We start from the raw sequence: 15013 nt of genomic DNA, 5'->3' as shown, positions 1-15013 counted from the left end.
GTGTCCTTCCGTGGCCCGCGTCCTCCCGCCTCCCGCCTCCCGCCTCCCGCCTCCCGCCTCCCGCCTCCCGCCTCCCGCCTCCCGCCTCCCGCCTGCCGCCTGCCGCCTCCCGCGTCGTCGTCTGTTACGGCGCTGCGGGAGGGGCTAGGATGCAATCGCGATGCCTCCCGGCGGAGGAGGCGTTCCACAGCAGGGAAGGGGCATGAGTAAACAGGCTGCGTCCGAACACATTGAAATCGATGGCGTGCTCTTGAAGCTGAGCCGCCCGAATGACACGACCGGCGGCTGGATCGGGCAGCGCGAGATCCTGATGCAGTTGCTCGCTTGCTGGCTGACGGTCGACGCCAGCGATCTGCCGCTGACGCCGCGGCTGATCGGTCCGCCGGGAGTCGGCAAGACGCAACTGGCGATGGCCGCGGCCGCCGAATCGAAGCTGCCCCTGTACATCTACCAGTGCACCTCCGACACGCGGCCCGAAGATCTGCTGGTCACGCCGGTGCTCTCGCAGAACGGCTCGATCGCCTACCACGCCTCGCCGCTGGTCACGGCGATGATCCGCGGCGGCGTCTGCATCCTCGACGAGGGGAACCGGATGAACGAAAAGTCGTGGGCCAGCCTCGCTCCGCTGTTCGACCAGCGGCGCTACGTCGAATCGATCGTCGCCGGGATCACGATCCCCGCCTCCCCGAATTTCCGGGCTGCGGTGACGATGAACCAGGACGAGTCGACGTTCGAAATCCCCGACTACATCCTCAGCCGCTTGCAGCCGACGCTCGGCGTCGGGTTTCCCAACAAGCAGGACGAACTGGCGATCCTCCAGTACCACCTGCCATTCGCCGAAGCAGAGATGCTGGCGATGACGGTCGAGTTCCTGCAGCGGTCGCACGAGCTGCGGCTCGACTTCTCCCCCCGCGACGGGATCAACATGCTGCGGTTCGCCCTCAAGCGACTCGCCCAAGACCCGGAGCACCCGATCAGCCGCGACAAAGCGTGGCGGGAAGCCCTCGAGCACTGCCTCGGCGAAGAGGCGCTCGATCTCGAAGCGGCCGCCGAACGCCGACGCCGGACCCTCGGCGGCGACGCCGTCCCGCTGGGGCTGGCCGATTTCTTCTTCGACGCCGACGATCCCCTGCACCCCGACCGCGACGACGAAGACGACGACGAGCTGTAGCCGCCACAGTCGCCCATAGTCGCCTTTCGCTCCGCCATAGTCGCCTTTCGCTCCGCGAAAGTAGCGCAGACCGCTACTTTCGCGGAGCGAAAGGCGACTATGGCGACTACCTCATCCTACGGCGGCCAGCTCGCGCTCGGCGTACCGCTTCAAATACACCGCCAGGGCAACCGAGGCGGCGACGGTGAGGGCCAGGCTGAACCAACCGGCCGCTCCGGCTCCCCCAGCCACGGCACTGCCGGCGATCGCGCCAGAGTAAACCCAAGGAACTTGACTCACGACCGCCACCGCGGCGGCCGAGAGAAACGGAGCGGGACGGGCCCCGGCGGCACCACAGGCATAGCTGATCAGCATCGTCGGGACCGGAGCGAGCCGGAGCATGAGCTGCAGCCGAAAGCCTCCCTCGCCGGCCAATCGCCGGACCGCCGCCCACCGCGGCCGCTCAGCCGCCCAAGCCGCAACGCGCTCCCGGGCAAGCCACCGCGCCAGCGAATAACTCACCGCAGCCGCCAGCGTCGCCACGCACACCATCAGCAGCGAACCGAGGGCGGTTCCGAACAGTGCCCCGGCCGACACCGAGACCGCCGTCTTAGGGACGAACGCAGAGATCAGCGAAGCCCCAGCGGCAATGAACACCAAGGGAGCATAATCGCCCGCCCGATCGCAGAAGGCCGCGATCTGCTCCGCTGACGGCCCTGCACCCAACCCTGTCCCCATCGCTGTCCCCAGCCCGACCAGCGCCAGCCCCGCGAGAGCTCCCACCGCCAGCCATAGCCTGCCCCCCAGCCACAGCCTGCCCTGCCGTCCTGCCCCCACCATTCCTATTTCCTCTACCAGCCTTCCCCAACTTCCAGCGGCTCTCGGCGTACCCAGGAAAGGGAATTTTTTTCAGTGATTTTTCTTGCAACGCGATGGAGGAAAGGATATCAAGCAAGGACCGACTGGATCGAGCCTTCGCTCCGTCGACCTTATCTCACAACTCGATTTTCTCGACTCCCGATTCTCCCCATACCGCTTCCCTGCAGAATACAGTGGTCAGCAGCGGCGAGTGAGTGGAACACCCGACGCATTCGAAGCTGCGCGCTGCTCGAATTTTAATTCGAAGCGGTCTTAATCATACGGCTTTTCTTTTTCAGCTTCTCTTTTCCTACGAGGTAGGACAATGAATGCCAGAAGATCGGGTTTTACGCTGGTGGAATTATTGGTGGTGATCGCCATCATCGGAGTTCTCGTGGGTCTGCTGTTACCAGCGGTCCAAGCAGCGCGAGAAGCGGCACGGAGGATGAGTTGCTCGAACAACCTCAAACAGCAGGGTCTCGCGGCTCACAACTACCACGACACGTTCAAGATTTTCCCGCCGGCGCTCATCGCCTCGGGACGCTACAACAATGCGACTTACCATGTCGACAAAGGCTTGGTGAAAAACACCACGGGCTGGGCTTTGATGCTTCCGTTCATGGAACAGCAAGCGATCCACGCGAACTGGAATTTCAATGTCTGCGCCGGCGCGTCCAATCCTTACGGACAGCAGCTTGCGGGCGACGACACCATCAACCTCGGGCTCTACAACGCCCGCATCGCGACGCTCGAATGTCCCTCGCACCCTGAGGCGGGCGAGATCAGCACCTACAATGCTGGCGGCACCAGTTTCTACGATCGCCGCGAAGCGGTTCGCACCAGTTATTTCTTCTCGACCGGTTACTACACCGACTACGACCGGCCTTACGAACAGTGCAATAACAATGTTCAGCAAGGGGCGTTTGGCAACGACGGCGCCGCCAAGTTCGCGTCCCTGCGCGACGGCAGCAGCAATTGCCTGCTGTTCGGCGAAGGGGCCGGCGGGAGCATGAAAACCTCGAGCCACTACGGACCGTGGGGCATGTCGGGAATCCACACCGGCATCCATGGCCGCGTCGTCGTGGCCGATGTGGCCACCGGTATCAAGCCCACGGCCCTGGAAGCCCAGAACTACAGCATCAACGGAGCGTGGAACAACGACGCCAAACGCCGCACGTACGCCTGGATCTTCGGGAGCCACCACCCTGGCGGCGCCCAGTTCACCATGGGCGACGGCTCGGTCCGCTTCCTCAGCGACAATATGGATTTCACGACTTTCGCCCGTCTGGCCTACATCCACGACGGCGAAGTGCTCGGAGATATCTAAGCCGCCGGATCGCAGGAGCTAAGCTCATTCAGAAAACTTGAACGCTACCTTCCCAGCGGGAGGGTAGCTTTCTGACAGACACTGCCCGGCTCGTTCATCAGCCGCCGGGCGCTAGGCTCTATCAGAGACCCTGAAACGACACCCTCCCCCCGGGAGGGTCGCGAGGAACGAGCGGGGAGGGTGATGCGGGACGTAGAGCCTCAACACGGCGAAGTTCCGCAGCCCTCCCCGGGCCCGAGAGCCCGACCCTCCCGGGGGGAGGGTAACGGGGAAGAGGGGTTTTCCGACAGAGCCTAGCCCGTGGCGGCTGATTCAACACACGGTTTTGCGACGTTCTGCCATAAGCAGCGCCGACGGCTGAGGTAGATCCGCGACGCTCACGAGAAGCCGATGGCCTCGGCCATCGGCTTCTTTTTTATCAATGACCCTGTTTGCCTTTCCTGTTCGCTATCCATTTCTCAGTTTGTACAAGCCATGACAACGACGGATTTCCCCATGCATCGATCGGCTTCGCTCCCCAACCTTCGGCCTCGCCAATTGCGCGGACTGCGAGGCGTGGCTGTTGCCAGCCTCTGCAGCGGACTGTTCTTGCTTTCCGGCTGCCGCGACGCGGATACAGGCCCGGAAACGGTTCCGGTCAGCGGCACCATTACGGTCGACGGCAAGCCGATCGCAGGGGCGAAAGTCACCTTCCTCCACGAGACCTTCGCCGCTTTCGGTGAGACCGACGCCAGCGGCAAGTACCAGCTTGCTCCCGGTGCGGTCCCGGGCGAGAACAAGATCGTGCTGAGCAAATGGGAAGGCGGACCTCCCGGCGGCGAGGACGCCGGATTCGACGACGAACAACTGCGGATGATGGCCGAAGCAGGCGGCCCCGACGCGCCCAAACAGATCTTTCCGCGCGAAGTCACCAACGCGATGACCACCAACCTCACCTTCAGCGTTCCCGAGGAAGGCAGCGAAGCCGCAGACTTCGACCTCTAAGATCGGGTAGCCGGTTGCCGGTTGCTGGGGGCCGGGGAGAGGGGCCACGGAAGGACACGAGCCACGGAAGGACACGGAAATGCACGGAAGGATAGGGAAGGGCAGGGAAGGGCAGGGAAGGACAGGGAAGGACAGGGAAGTGCGCGGAAGGTGGGGAGGAGGACGAGCACCGCTTCGCAGAGCACGAGCACGACGATTGCCGCCCTCCATGCTGTTCCCTCTTCTTCCGTGCTGTTCCGTGGCCAGCAGAATCTGAGATCTCAGATTCTGCGAGCCACCGCTGCTTCCTCTCCTTTGATCCGCGTTCTCCGGGCTATCCGCGGTCCTTCTCCCTCGGCGCATCCATTCGTGTGATTCGTCTCATTCGTGGTTGCTTTCCCGATCAGGTCCCCACATAGATTCCGCTAGGGTCAGGAGATTTCGCATTTTCCGAAAGCGTTCCTTCCTTCCCTTCTATCCGCGTTATCTGCGCTATCCGCGGTTCAGCTCCGCTCCTTTCCTTCGTGCTCTTCGTGTCCTTCGTGGTTCCCCCACCGCGCGCCCTGTCGATTACGAGCACGAGCACCGCCCTCCATGCTGCTCCCTCTTCTTCCGTGCTGTTCCCTCTTCTTCCGTGCTGTTCCCTCCTTTTCCGTGCATTTCTGTGTCCTTCCGTGGCCCGTGTCTTTCCGTGGCCCCTCCCGCCGGCTCCCAGATGCCGACTCCCGGATCGGGTACACTGCGGTCCTGTCCCCCCCGTACCCTTTCTCCCCCGGGTCTTGGTTCTGCGATGCCCTCTGCCGCGGTGACGGACTTGCTTTCGCCTGAGTTGCTCAAGCGGCTCGAGCGGCTGGAATTGGTCTCGCGGCGGATCTTCCGCGGACGGCTCAAGGGGGAACGGCGTGGGAAGCGAAAAGGTCAGAGCGTCGAGTTTGCCGACTTTCGTAGCTACATCGCCGGCGATGACTTACGGTTTATCGACTGGAATCTCTACGCCCGGCTCGACAAGCTGTTCCTCAAGCTGTTTCTCGAGGAAGAAGACCTGCACGTCTTTGCCTTGATCGATGCCAGCGAATCGATGAATTTTGGCACGCCCACGAAGCTGCACGTCGCCAAACAGCTCGCCGCAGCCCTCGGTTACGTCGGACTTTGCCGGGCGGACCGCGTGAAAGTTGCCGCCTTGGGTCCCCCTTCCGCCGCCGCTCCGGTCCTGCGGGGACGGGCGTCGATGTGGCGGATGATCGATTATCTCTCGGGCGTCGAGCCGGGCCACAACGTATCGCTTTCGAGCGGCGTCAAAGATTTTTGCCTACGGAACCCGGGGCAAGGAGTCGTGCTGCTGATCACGGATTTGATGGATAAGGACGGCTACGAGTCGGCGCTGCGGATGCTGGTCGGCCGCCGGATGGACGTCTACCTGCTGCACGTGATGGCCCCCGAAGAGCTCGACCCGCCGCTGATTGGAGACCTGAAACTGGTCGACGCCGAAGATGGCGAAGAAACCGAGGTGACCGCCAGCGGTTATTTGCTCAACCGCTACCGCCGCGGCGTTGACTCGTTTGTCGCTGGGGCTCGCTCGTTCTGTTCGCAGCGGGGAGTGACTTACATCCAGATCCGCAGCGACGAGCCGGTCGAACGGATTGTGACTTCCTACCTCCGCAGCCACGGCGTCGTGCGATGAGTTTTTTGCCGGTGCTGTCGGCTTGGCAATGGGCGTTGCTCGCGGCGGTCCCCGTCGGCGTCGTCCTGCTGTACTTTCTCAAGCTTCGCCGCCAGCCGCTCCGCGTCCCGAGCACGTTCCTGTGGCATCGGGCGATCGAAGACAGCCGCGTCAACAGTTTGCTGCAGCGACTGCGGCGAAACCTGATGCTGTTCCTCCAGCTGCTCTTCCTAGCTCTGGCGATGCTCGCCCTACTGCGACCCGGGTGGCAAGGCGAGAGCGGCGGCGGACGGCGGCTGATCTTGATGCTCGATGCATCGGCCAGCATGGCGGCGACCGACGTCGCCGGCGCGGCGACGCGGTTTGAGCTCGCCAAGCAGCGGATCCATGATCAGATCGACGCGATGCGGGGCAACGACGTCGCGACGCTGATCACCTTCAGCGATCGCCCCGAGATTTTGCAGGAGTTCACCGCCGACCACCGCCGCCTCCGAGACGCACTGGACCGCGCCCGCGTGACCCACCGGACCACCGATCTGCGGGAAGCGATTCGCGGCGCTGCGGGCTTGGCGGGCGTGCTCCCGGCAGGCACCGTCGGAGGTCTCGCCCCCGGCGACGGCGTGGGTGGCGAAAGCAGCGGAGGCGGAGGGACGGAGGGGGCAGGCGACGCATCGCAGTTGCCAGCGAGCACCGGAGCCGCGGATGCGGGGGCAACCGGCGAGACGGCCGAGCCGGAAGTGGCCACGGCGGAGCTTTGGATTTACTCCGACGGTGGATTTGGCCCGCTCGAGGAGGCCAGTTTCGGCAAGCTGCCCACCCACTATGTTCCGATCGGCACGCAGTCGGCGAGCAACTTGGGAATCGTCGCCTTCAGCGCCGAGCGGAACGTGGAACGGCCCGAGCAAGTCGAGGCGTTTGCCCGAATCGTCAATTTCGGTAATCAGCCGATCCAAGGGACGGCCAGCCTAACGATTGGTGACGAGCTGATCGATGCGGCCGCGGTCGACGTGGAAGCCGGCGGCGAGACCGGCTTGTCGTTCGACCTGGAGTCGCTCGAGAACGCCGAACTCCAACTCACGTTGGACATCGAGGACGATCTGAGCGCCGACAACACGGCCTACACAGCCCTTGCGCCGCTCCGCGACATTTCAGTACTGCTGATCACGCCCGGCAACCGAGCGCTGCAGATCGCCCTCGAGACCGACCAGGCGGCCGAGCTCGGACGGATCGAAACTAAACCGCCAAGCTATCTGGAGAGCGACGAGTACCGCAGCCGTGCGGCGACCGGTCGCGAGGATCTGATCATTTACGATCGCTGCGCGCCGGCCGTGATGCCCGCGGCGAACACGTTTTTCATCGGTTCCTTGCCACCGGAGCATTGGGACGCGGGCGAGATGAGCGGCCCGCTGCTGCCGATCGACATCGACCGCACGCACCCGATCATGCGGTTCCTCGACTTGTTCTCGTTGAAGATCGTCGAAGGCCGCCCGCTCCAAGCCCCACCTCGATCGCTCGCGTTGCTCACGACGACCGCAGGAGAGGTGCTGGCGATCGCCCCCCGCGTTGGGAGCGAGGGCGCGGGTTACCAGGATCTCGTAATGGGTTTTGAAATCATCAGCGAGACCGAGGAGGGAGCCGCTTTCAATACCGACTGGCCCGTCCAACGCAGCTGGCCGGTATTCGTCTACAACCTGCTGCGGCACCTCGGTGGAGCGGTCGACGCGACCAGCGCCCCGAGTTATCAGCCCGGCACGGTCGCCCCGCTGCGAATCGACAATCAGATCCGCGAAGTCCGGGTGCGAGTCCCTGCGTCGCTCGATGCTGGGGGGACCAACGCGACAGGCCCAGCGGGCCCGCTCACGCGGAGCGTCAGCCGAGACGCTGGCGGCCCGCTGCTGTTTCCCGAAACCGAACGGCTGGGCGTCTATCGCGTACTGGCCGCCGAAGGAGCGCAGCCGCTGAGCCTGTTCACGATCAATCTCTTCGACCCGCGAGAGAGCGATCTGCGGCCGGCCGCATCGATACGTGTCGGCGAGCGAGAGATCGTCCAGAGCGACGCGCAAATTCGAGGCCGCAGCGAGCTGTGGAGGTGGCTGCTGATGGCCGCCCTCGGGATGCTGGCAGTCGAATGGCTGGTCTTCAATCGCCGAATGGGGTGAGAGGAGGCGTTCCTTCCAGCGTCCTCAACCTGCCGCCACGCGCACAATCCGTCAGAAAGCCCAAACGACACCCTCCCCCTGGGAGGGTCGCGAGGGACGAGCGGGGAGGGTAATGCGCGACGTAAAGGGCCGACCGCGAACGGATGCAGCTCTCCCTCCCCGGGCCCGAGAGCCCGACCCTCCCGGGGGGAGGGTGATGATTAGACTCGTCTTACCGACGGGCTTTCTTGGTTTTGGCTCCGCCTTGGCGGACTTTGAACTTGGGGTTGCTCTTGCAGATCACGTAGATCCGGCCGCGGCGACGGACAACTTGGCAATCCGCGTGGCGGTACTTGAGGGCTCCGATCGAGCTGACAACTTTCATCGAACCAATTCCCGAAACGTTTCGTTTGCTGTGGCTGGTCACGCCGCACGCCGGACCGAGCGGTCCACCATCAGCCGCGGGCTAAGGGCAGCCGCGGGCTGAAGGCTCGGCGGGGCGGGGTTATTTCACCGGTTGAATCGCGTATTCTACGCGGCTGCGGCTTGCTCGCAATATCACTTCCCCCTTCGGCCGTTTGCCCCCTCGATCCCTCTCGTTTTTTGGAGCTCCCGTGCGAATCGCCTACTTTGACTGTCTGAGCGGAATTAGCGGTGACATGACGCTCGGCGCGTTGATCGATGCCGGGGCATCGCGCGACGCCATCCTGCGAGGCGTCCAGTCGCTCGGGCTCGGGCAGCTCGATTTGGTGGTGAGCGAAGTCAAAAAGTGCGGTTTCCGCGCGACCCACGTGCGGGTCGAGCATCCGCCGGAGCACGCCCACCGCCATCTGCACCATATCGACGCGATGATCGATGGTTCGGAGGTGATTTCCGACGACGCCAAAGCTCTAGCGAAGCGAATTTTCCTGCGGCTCGGGGAAGCGGAAGCCAAAGTCCATGGGACGACGATCCAAAAAGTCCACTTTCACGAAGTCGGTGCGGTCGACTCGATCGCCGACATCGTGGGGACGGCGATCGGTCTGCGGCTGCTCGAGATCGATGCGGTCGAAGCGTCGCCGGTCCCGACGGGTACGGGGTTCATCGAGATCGCTCATGGCCGCGTCTCGGTTCCCGCTCCGGCCACCGCGGAGCTGCTGACCGACGTGCCGATCGCGCCGAGCGAGGTCTCTTTCGAACTGACAACCCCCACCGGAGCGGCGATCCTCAAGGCGACCGCTCGGCGATTTGGGCCGCTTCCGGCGTTCCGCGTCCAGCGGATTGGCTACGGGGCGGGAACGCGGGATCTCGAGGGGCAGGCGAACGTGCTGCGGCTGCTGATCGGCGAGAGCGAAGAGGCGGCCGCCGGAAGCACGATCGAGAGCGATCAAGTCATGGTGCTTGAGACGAATATCGATGACACCACTCCGGAGGATCTCGCCGCCTGCGTCGCGCGGCTGCACGCGGGCGGAGCGATCGACGTCTACCAGACTCCGTGCCTGATGAAGAAAGGTCGCAGCGGCGTGGCGGTGACGGTGCTCGCACCTACCTCCCGCGTCGCGGCGCTCGAATCGCTTCTGTTTACCCACGCCGGCACGATCGGCGTCCGCCGCTACCGAGCCGACCGCCACAAGCTGGTCCGCCGCGAGCACACCGTGGAGACCGAGGTCGGGCCGGTCCGCGGCAAGTGCGTCTGGCTGCCTGCGGGCCGCTGGCGGTTCAGCGTCGAGTTCGACGACGCCGACGCGATTGCAGCCGACCGCGGAATTCCGCTCAGCGAAGTCCGGCGATTGGCGGCCGAAGCGTTCCAAGCCGGCCAACGCCCCGAACCGCTGCATCCGGAAACTTCGCCCTAACCGCCAGCCGCGCTCGTCGGCTGATGTCGGCGGCTGGCGATGGTCGATTCGGCAATCGGTGGCCGGGCCCGCGCCGCCGCTTCCTCCGACCCGGCTGATACACATGCCTGCTGCCTCCCCCACGCTCGGACCGACGCTCGCGATCGCGTTCGACCGCGCGATGGAGTTCGTGCCGGCAGCGGCTCTGGAGCCGAATTCGTTCCGCTCGCAGATGATGTTGCTCGGCGGTTTCGTGCTGCTCGCTTGGGTCCTGATCCGTCGCTCGATCCGGGCCAAGAAGCGGGAGCGAGCGGCGGCGGCGGAGTGGCAGCGACACCAGCAGCAGACCGCGGCGGCCACCGATTCGCAGCTTCCCTTAGCCAACGCTCCGGTCGAGGTACTTCGCTGGCAGGGAGCGATGTTCGATCTGCAACGCGAGCTAAAAGCGGAGCTCGAGACGAAGATCTCGGTGCTCCAAGCGATGGTGCAGCTGGCCGACCAGCGAATCGCAACGCTCGAGAGGCTCCAGGCCTCAGCCCAGCGGGCGGAAACAGAACAGCCTCACGGTTCGCCAGCGGGTCAGGCTGGAAAGCCTGACGTACGTTAGGCTTTCCAGGCTGACAATCCGTCCGCAGCCGGTCAGGCTGGAAAGCCTGACGTACTGAAATTTTTTGAAAAATCTTTTTCGGGTGTGACCGAACGTGTCACAGCCCTCGCGAAGAATCAGAGGCGTGGTCGGGAAGGCAAGGCAATTCCCGGCGATTCCTGAGAACTTTGCCGCGAGGGCTGATTGCGATGACTCAATTGCTGCTGTTCGACTATCCGACCAACGCCACCGCTTCCGTCGCCAGCCCTCTCCCGGCCGCCAGCCCCGTTCCGGTCACCTGCCCCTCCGGCCGGCGGTTCCGCACTTCCGCGTCGCCGCGGCGGGAAGCGGCCGCGAAAGCCTCGCCCGCGACTCAGTCACCCGCGACCGCTTCGCACACGACTCAGTCTCTCGGGGGCTCGCTGCCGCTGTACGAACCGGCCCAAGGGGAACTGCATCGGATCGGCGACTTGGCCCAAGTGGTGCTGGCCCGCTATGAGATCGTCCACCGCCGCCGCGCCGCACGCCTTCGCCGCGCTCGCTCCGCCCCGGGCATCGCCTCGCAGAGCCGGGTGTAGGCGCAATACCGTTCATTTTTCATCTCATCAGCCGCAGGGCGCTAGCCCGGATTATTCGTGCGTTTGGGCAGATGTGTCGCAAGTTCTTGTGGTGCTAGAAGTTGCGACAGACCATGACAGAACAGTGTGTTAAATCAGCCGCCACGCGCTAGCGTCCGGTTCTTGCGGAGTTTTCGAGAACCGGGGGCTAGCGCCCGGCGGCTGATGAATAATCCGGGCTAGCCCCCGGTTCCTTCGACCCTCATCAAAAACCGGACGCTAGCGCGTTGCGGCTGATACTGCGACAACCCAAATAATGAACGGCATTGGGTGTTGGCGACTATGCAGAACGCTACCCACGCTACTTTCGCGGAGCGAAAGGCGACTATCCGGTTCGCGGTTTTTTGCGGCGGAGGATTCGGCTGGTCGTGATCACTCCGAGCACGAAACCGACGCCGGCCGCAAGGAAGATCAGAGCGGCTTGTGGGAGGGTGAATTCGTAGAACAGGAACGCGGTCTTGGTGGCCGCGGTGTTCTGAAAGACGGCGATCAACAAGATCATCAGGGCGATCACCACCAGCACCAGTTTTGTCTTTTGCCACATTGTTCGCCCTTTGCGTTTTAAGCTCGTTGCGTTTTAAGCGAGTTGTGCCGCCATTCGGATCGCCGCGAGCATGCTCGCATCGCTCGCCTTGCCCTGCCAGGCGAGGTCCAGGGCAGTCCCGTGATCGACGCTGGTCCGGACGATCGGCAATCCCAGCGTGACGTTGACCGCTTCGTCGAACGCGATCGCTTTGAGCGGAATCAATCCCTGGTCGTGGTACATGCAGACGTAGACGTCGGTCTCCGCTCGCCGGGCGGAGAGGAACGCCGTGTCGGGTGGCAGCGGCCCGAGCGCGTGGATTCCTTGCACGACGGCTGCCTCGATGGCGGGAATGATGGCGGCTTCCTCTTCGCCGCGACCAAACAAACCTCCCTCGCCGGCATGGGGATTCAGCCCACAAACGCTGACCCGCGGCGGCCGATCGATCATGCGCCCGACCGCTTCGGCCGCGATCTCGATCGTTTCCAGCACGTTGGCCGTGGTGATTTGCGAGGGAACGTCGGCCAGCCCAATATGCACGGTGACCAGAGCGCAGCGAATCGACGGCGCGGCCAACATCATACAGTGCCGCTCGGCCCCGGTCCGCTCGGCCAACAGCTCGGTATGTCCCGGGTGCTGCGAGCCCGCGGCGTGCCAAGCTTCTTTGTGAATCGGCCCGGTCACGATCCCCGCCGCTCGCTCGTCGAGCGCCGCATCGATCGCCCAATTCACGTACGCGAGCGACGCTCGGCCGGTCGCCGCGTTGACGTGTCCCGGTCGCACCGTCTCCGCCTTGAGCCCCGGAAGGTCGACGATCGCAGCGCCGTTGCAACGCGAGAGGTCGTCGGCGGGGACGACCGCGGGCAGCGGAAGGTCGAGCTGACGAGCGACTCGAGCGAGCAGCGCGGCGGATCCGACGATCACCGTAGGGATTCCTTCCCGAGCGGCCCAAGCCGCCCCGCGAAGCGCCAATTCAGGCCCCACCCCAGCGGGATCACCGCAAGTGATCGCAAGCGGTTTGTCGGAACTCACTGGGGTCTCCTGGAAAAGGTTTTTGGCTCGCACACGAGATCCGTCGCCCCGCGGCAGGCGATTGAGGGAACTTCGGCTCTACACCATTTAACCCGTGGTCGGACCTTTTCATCAGCCCATGGCTAGCAAAACACAGTCGCCTGCGGCTTGCCGTTAAACGAAATTTTTGTCGAGAGTCCTGCGGATCCTGTCGCAGCCGAAATCTCCTCCCATGCGGGCTTTTCGGGCCAGCCCCGGAAACGCTAAACTAGCCCTCCGCAAACACCGCTGCGGGTGTGGTTCAATGGTAGAACGCTGGCTTCCCAAGCCCGAGACGAGGGTTCGATTCCCTTCACCCGCTCTCTGACGTGTGCACCCCCCGCCAGTGAACCTTCGGGGACTGGCGGTTCGTATTGGATGACAGCAGCGGGCCCGTTAATGTCGTCGACCGTCCGCGTAACGTCGCTGATGGTTCGTCCAGACATCTTTGGCTTGCCGTGAAGCGATGATGGAAGGCGCGAGGATCGAAGGTGGAGGGACAGCCCGAAGCCTTGGCTCTGACCGCCGAGTGACCTTCGCATTCTTTTAGCCGGCTGTGGCTCATGCACGCACTCGCTCTCGCCGCTCTGTTGTCCGCTCCTGCGCTGGCGGCCCCTCCACCGGGCCCAGCCACTTCGACTCCAGCCACTTCTATTGCGGCGCCCCGAGCAGCGACGCACCCTGCAGCCGCCACGGGGGACGCCGCGGCCGATTGTTTTGTCGTCTGCCCGCCGCTGTTCCGCCAGTCGCTCGCCCCATGGATCGAGCACCGCACCCGAGACGGGCTGAACATCAAAGTCCTCGCGTCGGGGGCGACGGCCGCTGAAGTCTTGCAAAATCTTCGCGAAGCCGGACTCGGTCCAGAAGCGAAATATGTGGTTCTGGTGGGGGACTGCCGGATCGTGGCGGCCGACCACGCGGACGCCAGCCGCGAGGTTCCGACCCACTACCGGTTGCCCGGCCCGAGCGCTCGCTATGGCACCACTCCCACGCTGGCCGGCGACGCGCCGTACGGCGACCTCGACGGCGATGGGATTCCCGAAATCGCAGTCGGCCGGCTGCCGGTCCGCACCCCGGAACAACTGTCGGGGCTCGTCGAGCGGGTGATTCGCTACGAGCAAAGCAGCGATTTCGGTCCCTGGCGCGACACGGTGCAACTGACCGCGGGGACGGGCGGATTTGGGATGCTGGCCGACGCGGCGATCGAGTCGGCTACGCGCGCGGTGCTGACCTCGTCGCTGCCGGCGTCGGTGCGAACGGCGATTACCTATGCGGCGCCGGCGAGCCCCTTCAATCCGGGATCGCGTGACTTCTTTCCCTCGGTGCTCCGCCGGTATCGCGAGGGAGGGTTGTTCTGGGTCTACATGGGGCACGGCAACGTGACGGAGCTGGACCGCGTCCCGGGTCCCAACGGGCCTCGACCGGTGCTCGACTCGGAGGACGTGGAGCTGCTCGAGCGTCCGGCGGAAGGGGCACCGATCGCGTTGATGCTGGCCTGCTACACCGGAGCCTTCGACGCCTCGGAGGACGCCTTGGCCGAGCGGATGCTGCTGGCCGAGGGAGGTCCGATCGCAGTGTTAGCCGGCTCCCGCGTGACGATGCCCTATGGCAATGCGATCGCCGCCCAGGGATTGATCCAGGCGGTTTACCACGAGCGGCTGGAGCGGCTCGGCGATGCTTGGCTTTATGCCCAGCGGGAGTTGGCCAGCGAGGCGGCGGAAGTCGAGGGGCTCGCCGAGCGGCGACGGCTGCTCGATCTGCTGGCCGGGATGCTCAGCCCCTCAGCCGATGCGCTTTCGCCCGAGCGGCGGGAGCACGTGCACCTCTACAACCTGCTGGGCGATCCGGCGCTGCGGCTGCGGCATCCGGGCGAGCTCTCGGTCTCGGCTCCGCGAGGAATCGCTCCCGGAGAAACGCTCACGGTCCGCGGCGTGGCTCCCCACCGAGGCAAGCTGACCGTCTCGATCTGCCCCTTGCCCGGCGGCGGTCCGATCGATGCTGAGGCACCGCGGGTCGAGCGGTACGAGCAGGCGAACTGCTTGCAGGTGGCGGAGACCGAAATCACCAGCCAAGCAGCCGGGCCGTTCGAAGTAGCGTTCGTCGTCCCGCCGTCGGCATCCGGTCCGATGCGGATCGTCGCTCGCCTGGAGGGAGGCGACGGCTGGTCGGTCGGTTCGGCGCCGCTGCTGGTCCGCCCCAACTAGCTGGACAGCGGCGCTTTGACCCGGCATTGCTTTCGTTTAACGGCAAGCCGAAGGCGACTGCTTTTTGAAACACAGTCGCCCCTCGCGGCAGGCTTCGAATCAAGCCGGGGCTAGTCGGTCGCC

The 15013-nt window shown here is 64.6% G+C and carries 13 protein-coding genes and 1 tRNA gene; 10 read left to right on the top strand and 4 right to left on the bottom strand.

All coding sequences use genetic code 11. From position 1 onward, the window contains the following. Positions 1–202: 202 nt before the first annotated feature. Entirely contained in the window at positions 203–1171 is a 969-nt protein-coding gene (locus tag GNK13_RS10435) for an AAA family ATPase (protein WP_235935030.1), read from the top strand. 111 nt (positions 1172–1282) lie between these two features. Here the strand turns inward: GNK13_RS10435 and GNK13_RS10430 are convergent, their stop codons facing one another. Continuing rightward, positions 1283–1933, bottom strand: a complete 651-nt coding sequence (locus GNK13_RS10430) for a TVP38/TMEM64 family protein (RefSeq protein ID WP_164102460.1) — start codon at positions 1931–1933, stop codon at positions 1283–1285. Between the two features lie 400 nt (positions 1934–2333). Between GNK13_RS10430 and GNK13_RS10425 the strand changes: the two genes are divergently transcribed. The 4 genes from GNK13_RS10425 (at position 2334) to GNK13_RS10410 (ending at position 8117) form a co-directional block, all read left to right on the top strand. Then, a complete protein-coding gene (locus GNK13_RS10425) occupies positions 2334–3335 on the top strand; it encodes a DUF1559 domain-containing protein (protein ID WP_164102465.1) in 1002 nt (333 codons plus the stop codon). A gap of 495 nt (positions 3336–3830) precedes the next feature. Then, complete coding sequence (locus tag GNK13_RS10420; protein WP_164102459.1) at positions 3831–4319, top strand: carboxypeptidase-like regulatory domain-containing protein; 489 nt, start codon at positions 3831–3833, stop codon at positions 4317–4319. A gap of 769 nt (positions 4320–5088) precedes the next feature. After that, the gene (locus GNK13_RS10415; RefSeq protein ID WP_164102458.1) at positions 5089–5979 is read left to right on the top strand and encodes a DUF58 domain-containing protein; all 891 of its coding nucleotides are present in this window, start codon (positions 5089–5091) and stop codon (positions 5977–5979) included. Next, positions 5976–8117, top strand: coding sequence for a vWA domain-containing protein (locus GNK13_RS10410; protein ID WP_164102457.1), 2142 nt, complete (start codon positions 5976–5978; stop codon positions 8115–8117). Before GNK13_RS10415 ends, GNK13_RS10410 begins: the two co-directional genes overlap by 4 nt. Positions 8118–8328: 211 nt before the next feature. On the opposite strand, the gene ykgO is transcribed toward GNK13_RS10410, so the two are convergent. Further along, a complete protein-coding gene (gene ykgO / locus GNK13_RS10405) occupies positions 8329–8481 on the bottom strand; it encodes a type B 50S ribosomal protein L36 (RefSeq protein WP_164102456.1) in 153 nt (50 codons plus the stop codon). Positions 8482–8710: 229 nt separating this feature from the next. Here ykgO and larC point away from each other — a divergent pair, with 229 nt between their 5' ends. From larC to GNK13_RS10390, 3 genes are all read left to right on the top strand, one after another. Beyond that, a complete protein-coding gene (gene larC / locus GNK13_RS10400) occupies positions 8711–9931 on the top strand; it encodes a nickel pincer cofactor biosynthesis protein LarC (protein ID WP_164102455.1) in 1221 nt (406 codons plus the stop codon). A 103-nt stretch (positions 9932–10034) separates the two neighbouring features. Next, entirely contained in the window at positions 10035–10517 is a 483-nt protein-coding gene (locus GNK13_RS10395) for a hypothetical protein (RefSeq protein ID WP_164102454.1), read from the top strand. Positions 10518–10705: 188 nt separating this feature from the next. Beyond that, a complete protein-coding gene (locus tag GNK13_RS10390) occupies positions 10706–11074 on the top strand; it encodes a hypothetical protein (RefSeq protein WP_164102453.1) in 369 nt (122 codons plus the stop codon). Positions 11075–11438: 364 nt separating this feature from the next. On the opposite strand, the gene GNK13_RS10385 is transcribed toward GNK13_RS10390, so the two are convergent. Together GNK13_RS10385 and pdxA are read right to left on the bottom strand one after the other, a co-directional pair. Then, positions 11439–11657: a lipopolysaccharide assembly protein LapA domain-containing protein gene (locus GNK13_RS10385; protein ID WP_164102452.1), complete on the bottom strand. Its 219-nt coding sequence runs from the start codon at positions 11655–11657 to the stop codon at positions 11439–11441. A 33-nt stretch (positions 11658–11690) separates the two neighbouring features. Further along, positions 11691–12668 carry a 4-hydroxythreonine-4-phosphate dehydrogenase PdxA gene (gene pdxA / locus GNK13_RS10380; RefSeq protein WP_164102451.1) on the bottom strand — a complete coding sequence of 326 codons (978 nt, stop codon included), beginning with the start codon at positions 12666–12668 and terminating at the stop codon, positions 11691–11693. 269 nt (positions 12669–12937) lie between these two features. On the opposite strand from pdxA, the gene GNK13_RS10375 reads away from it, so the two are divergent. Both GNK13_RS10375 and GNK13_RS10370 read left to right on the top strand, forming a co-directional pair. After that, positions 12938–13008 (top strand) — tRNA-Gly (locus tag GNK13_RS10375). Between the two features lie 241 nt (positions 13009–13249). Next, a complete protein-coding gene (locus GNK13_RS10370) occupies positions 13250–14890 on the top strand; it encodes a C25 family cysteine peptidase (protein ID WP_164102450.1) in 1641 nt (546 codons plus the stop codon). Positions 14891–15013: the final 123 nt, after the last annotated feature.

This window comes from Candidatus Laterigemmans baculatus, assembly GCF_010367455.1.
Taxonomy (GTDB): domain Bacteria; phylum Planctomycetota; class Planctomycetia; order Pirellulales; family Pirellulaceae; genus Laterigemmans; species Laterigemmans baculatus.
The sequence above is the reverse complement of the archived record's forward strand: the minus strand, read 5'-3'. Positions and strand labels throughout refer to the sequence as shown.

What these genes read in the sequence shown, in the direction of transcription:
- GNK13_RS10370 (WP_164102450.1), top strand. Translation starts at nt 13,250, where the DNA reads ATGCACGCACTCGCTCTCGCCGCTCTGTTGTCCGCTCCTGCGCTGGCG.
- GNK13_RS10410 (WP_164102457.1), top strand. Translation starts at nt 5,976, where the DNA reads ATGAGTTTTTTGCCGGTGCTGTCGGCTTGGCAATGGGCGTTGCTCGCG.
- GNK13_RS10390 (WP_164102453.1), top strand. Translation starts at nt 10,706, where the DNA reads ATGACTCAATTGCTGCTGTTCGACTATCCGACCAACGCCACCGCTTCC.
- GNK13_RS10415 (WP_164102458.1), top strand. Translation starts at nt 5,089, where the DNA reads ATGCCCTCTGCCGCGGTGACGGACTTGCTTTCGCCTGAGTTGCTCAAG.
- ykgO (WP_164102456.1), bottom strand. Translation starts at nt 8,481, where the DNA reads ATGAAAGTTGTCAGCTCGATCGGAGCCCTCAAGTACCGCCACGCGGAT.
- GNK13_RS10425 (WP_164102465.1), top strand. Translation starts at nt 2,334, where the DNA reads ATGAATGCCAGAAGATCGGGTTTTACGCTGGTGGAATTATTGGTGGTG.
- GNK13_RS10420 (WP_164102459.1), top strand. Translation starts at nt 3,831, where the DNA reads ATGCATCGATCGGCTTCGCTCCCCAACCTTCGGCCTCGCCAATTGCGC.
- GNK13_RS10395 (WP_164102454.1), top strand. Translation starts at nt 10,035, where the DNA reads ATGCCTGCTGCCTCCCCCACGCTCGGACCGACGCTCGCGATCGCGTTC.
- GNK13_RS10435 (WP_235935030.1), top strand. Translation starts at nt 203, where the DNA reads ATGAGTAAACAGGCTGCGTCCGAACACATTGAAATCGATGGCGTGCTC.
- GNK13_RS10385 (WP_164102452.1), bottom strand. Translation starts at nt 11,657, where the DNA reads ATGTGGCAAAAGACAAAACTGGTGCTGGTGGTGATCGCCCTGATGATC.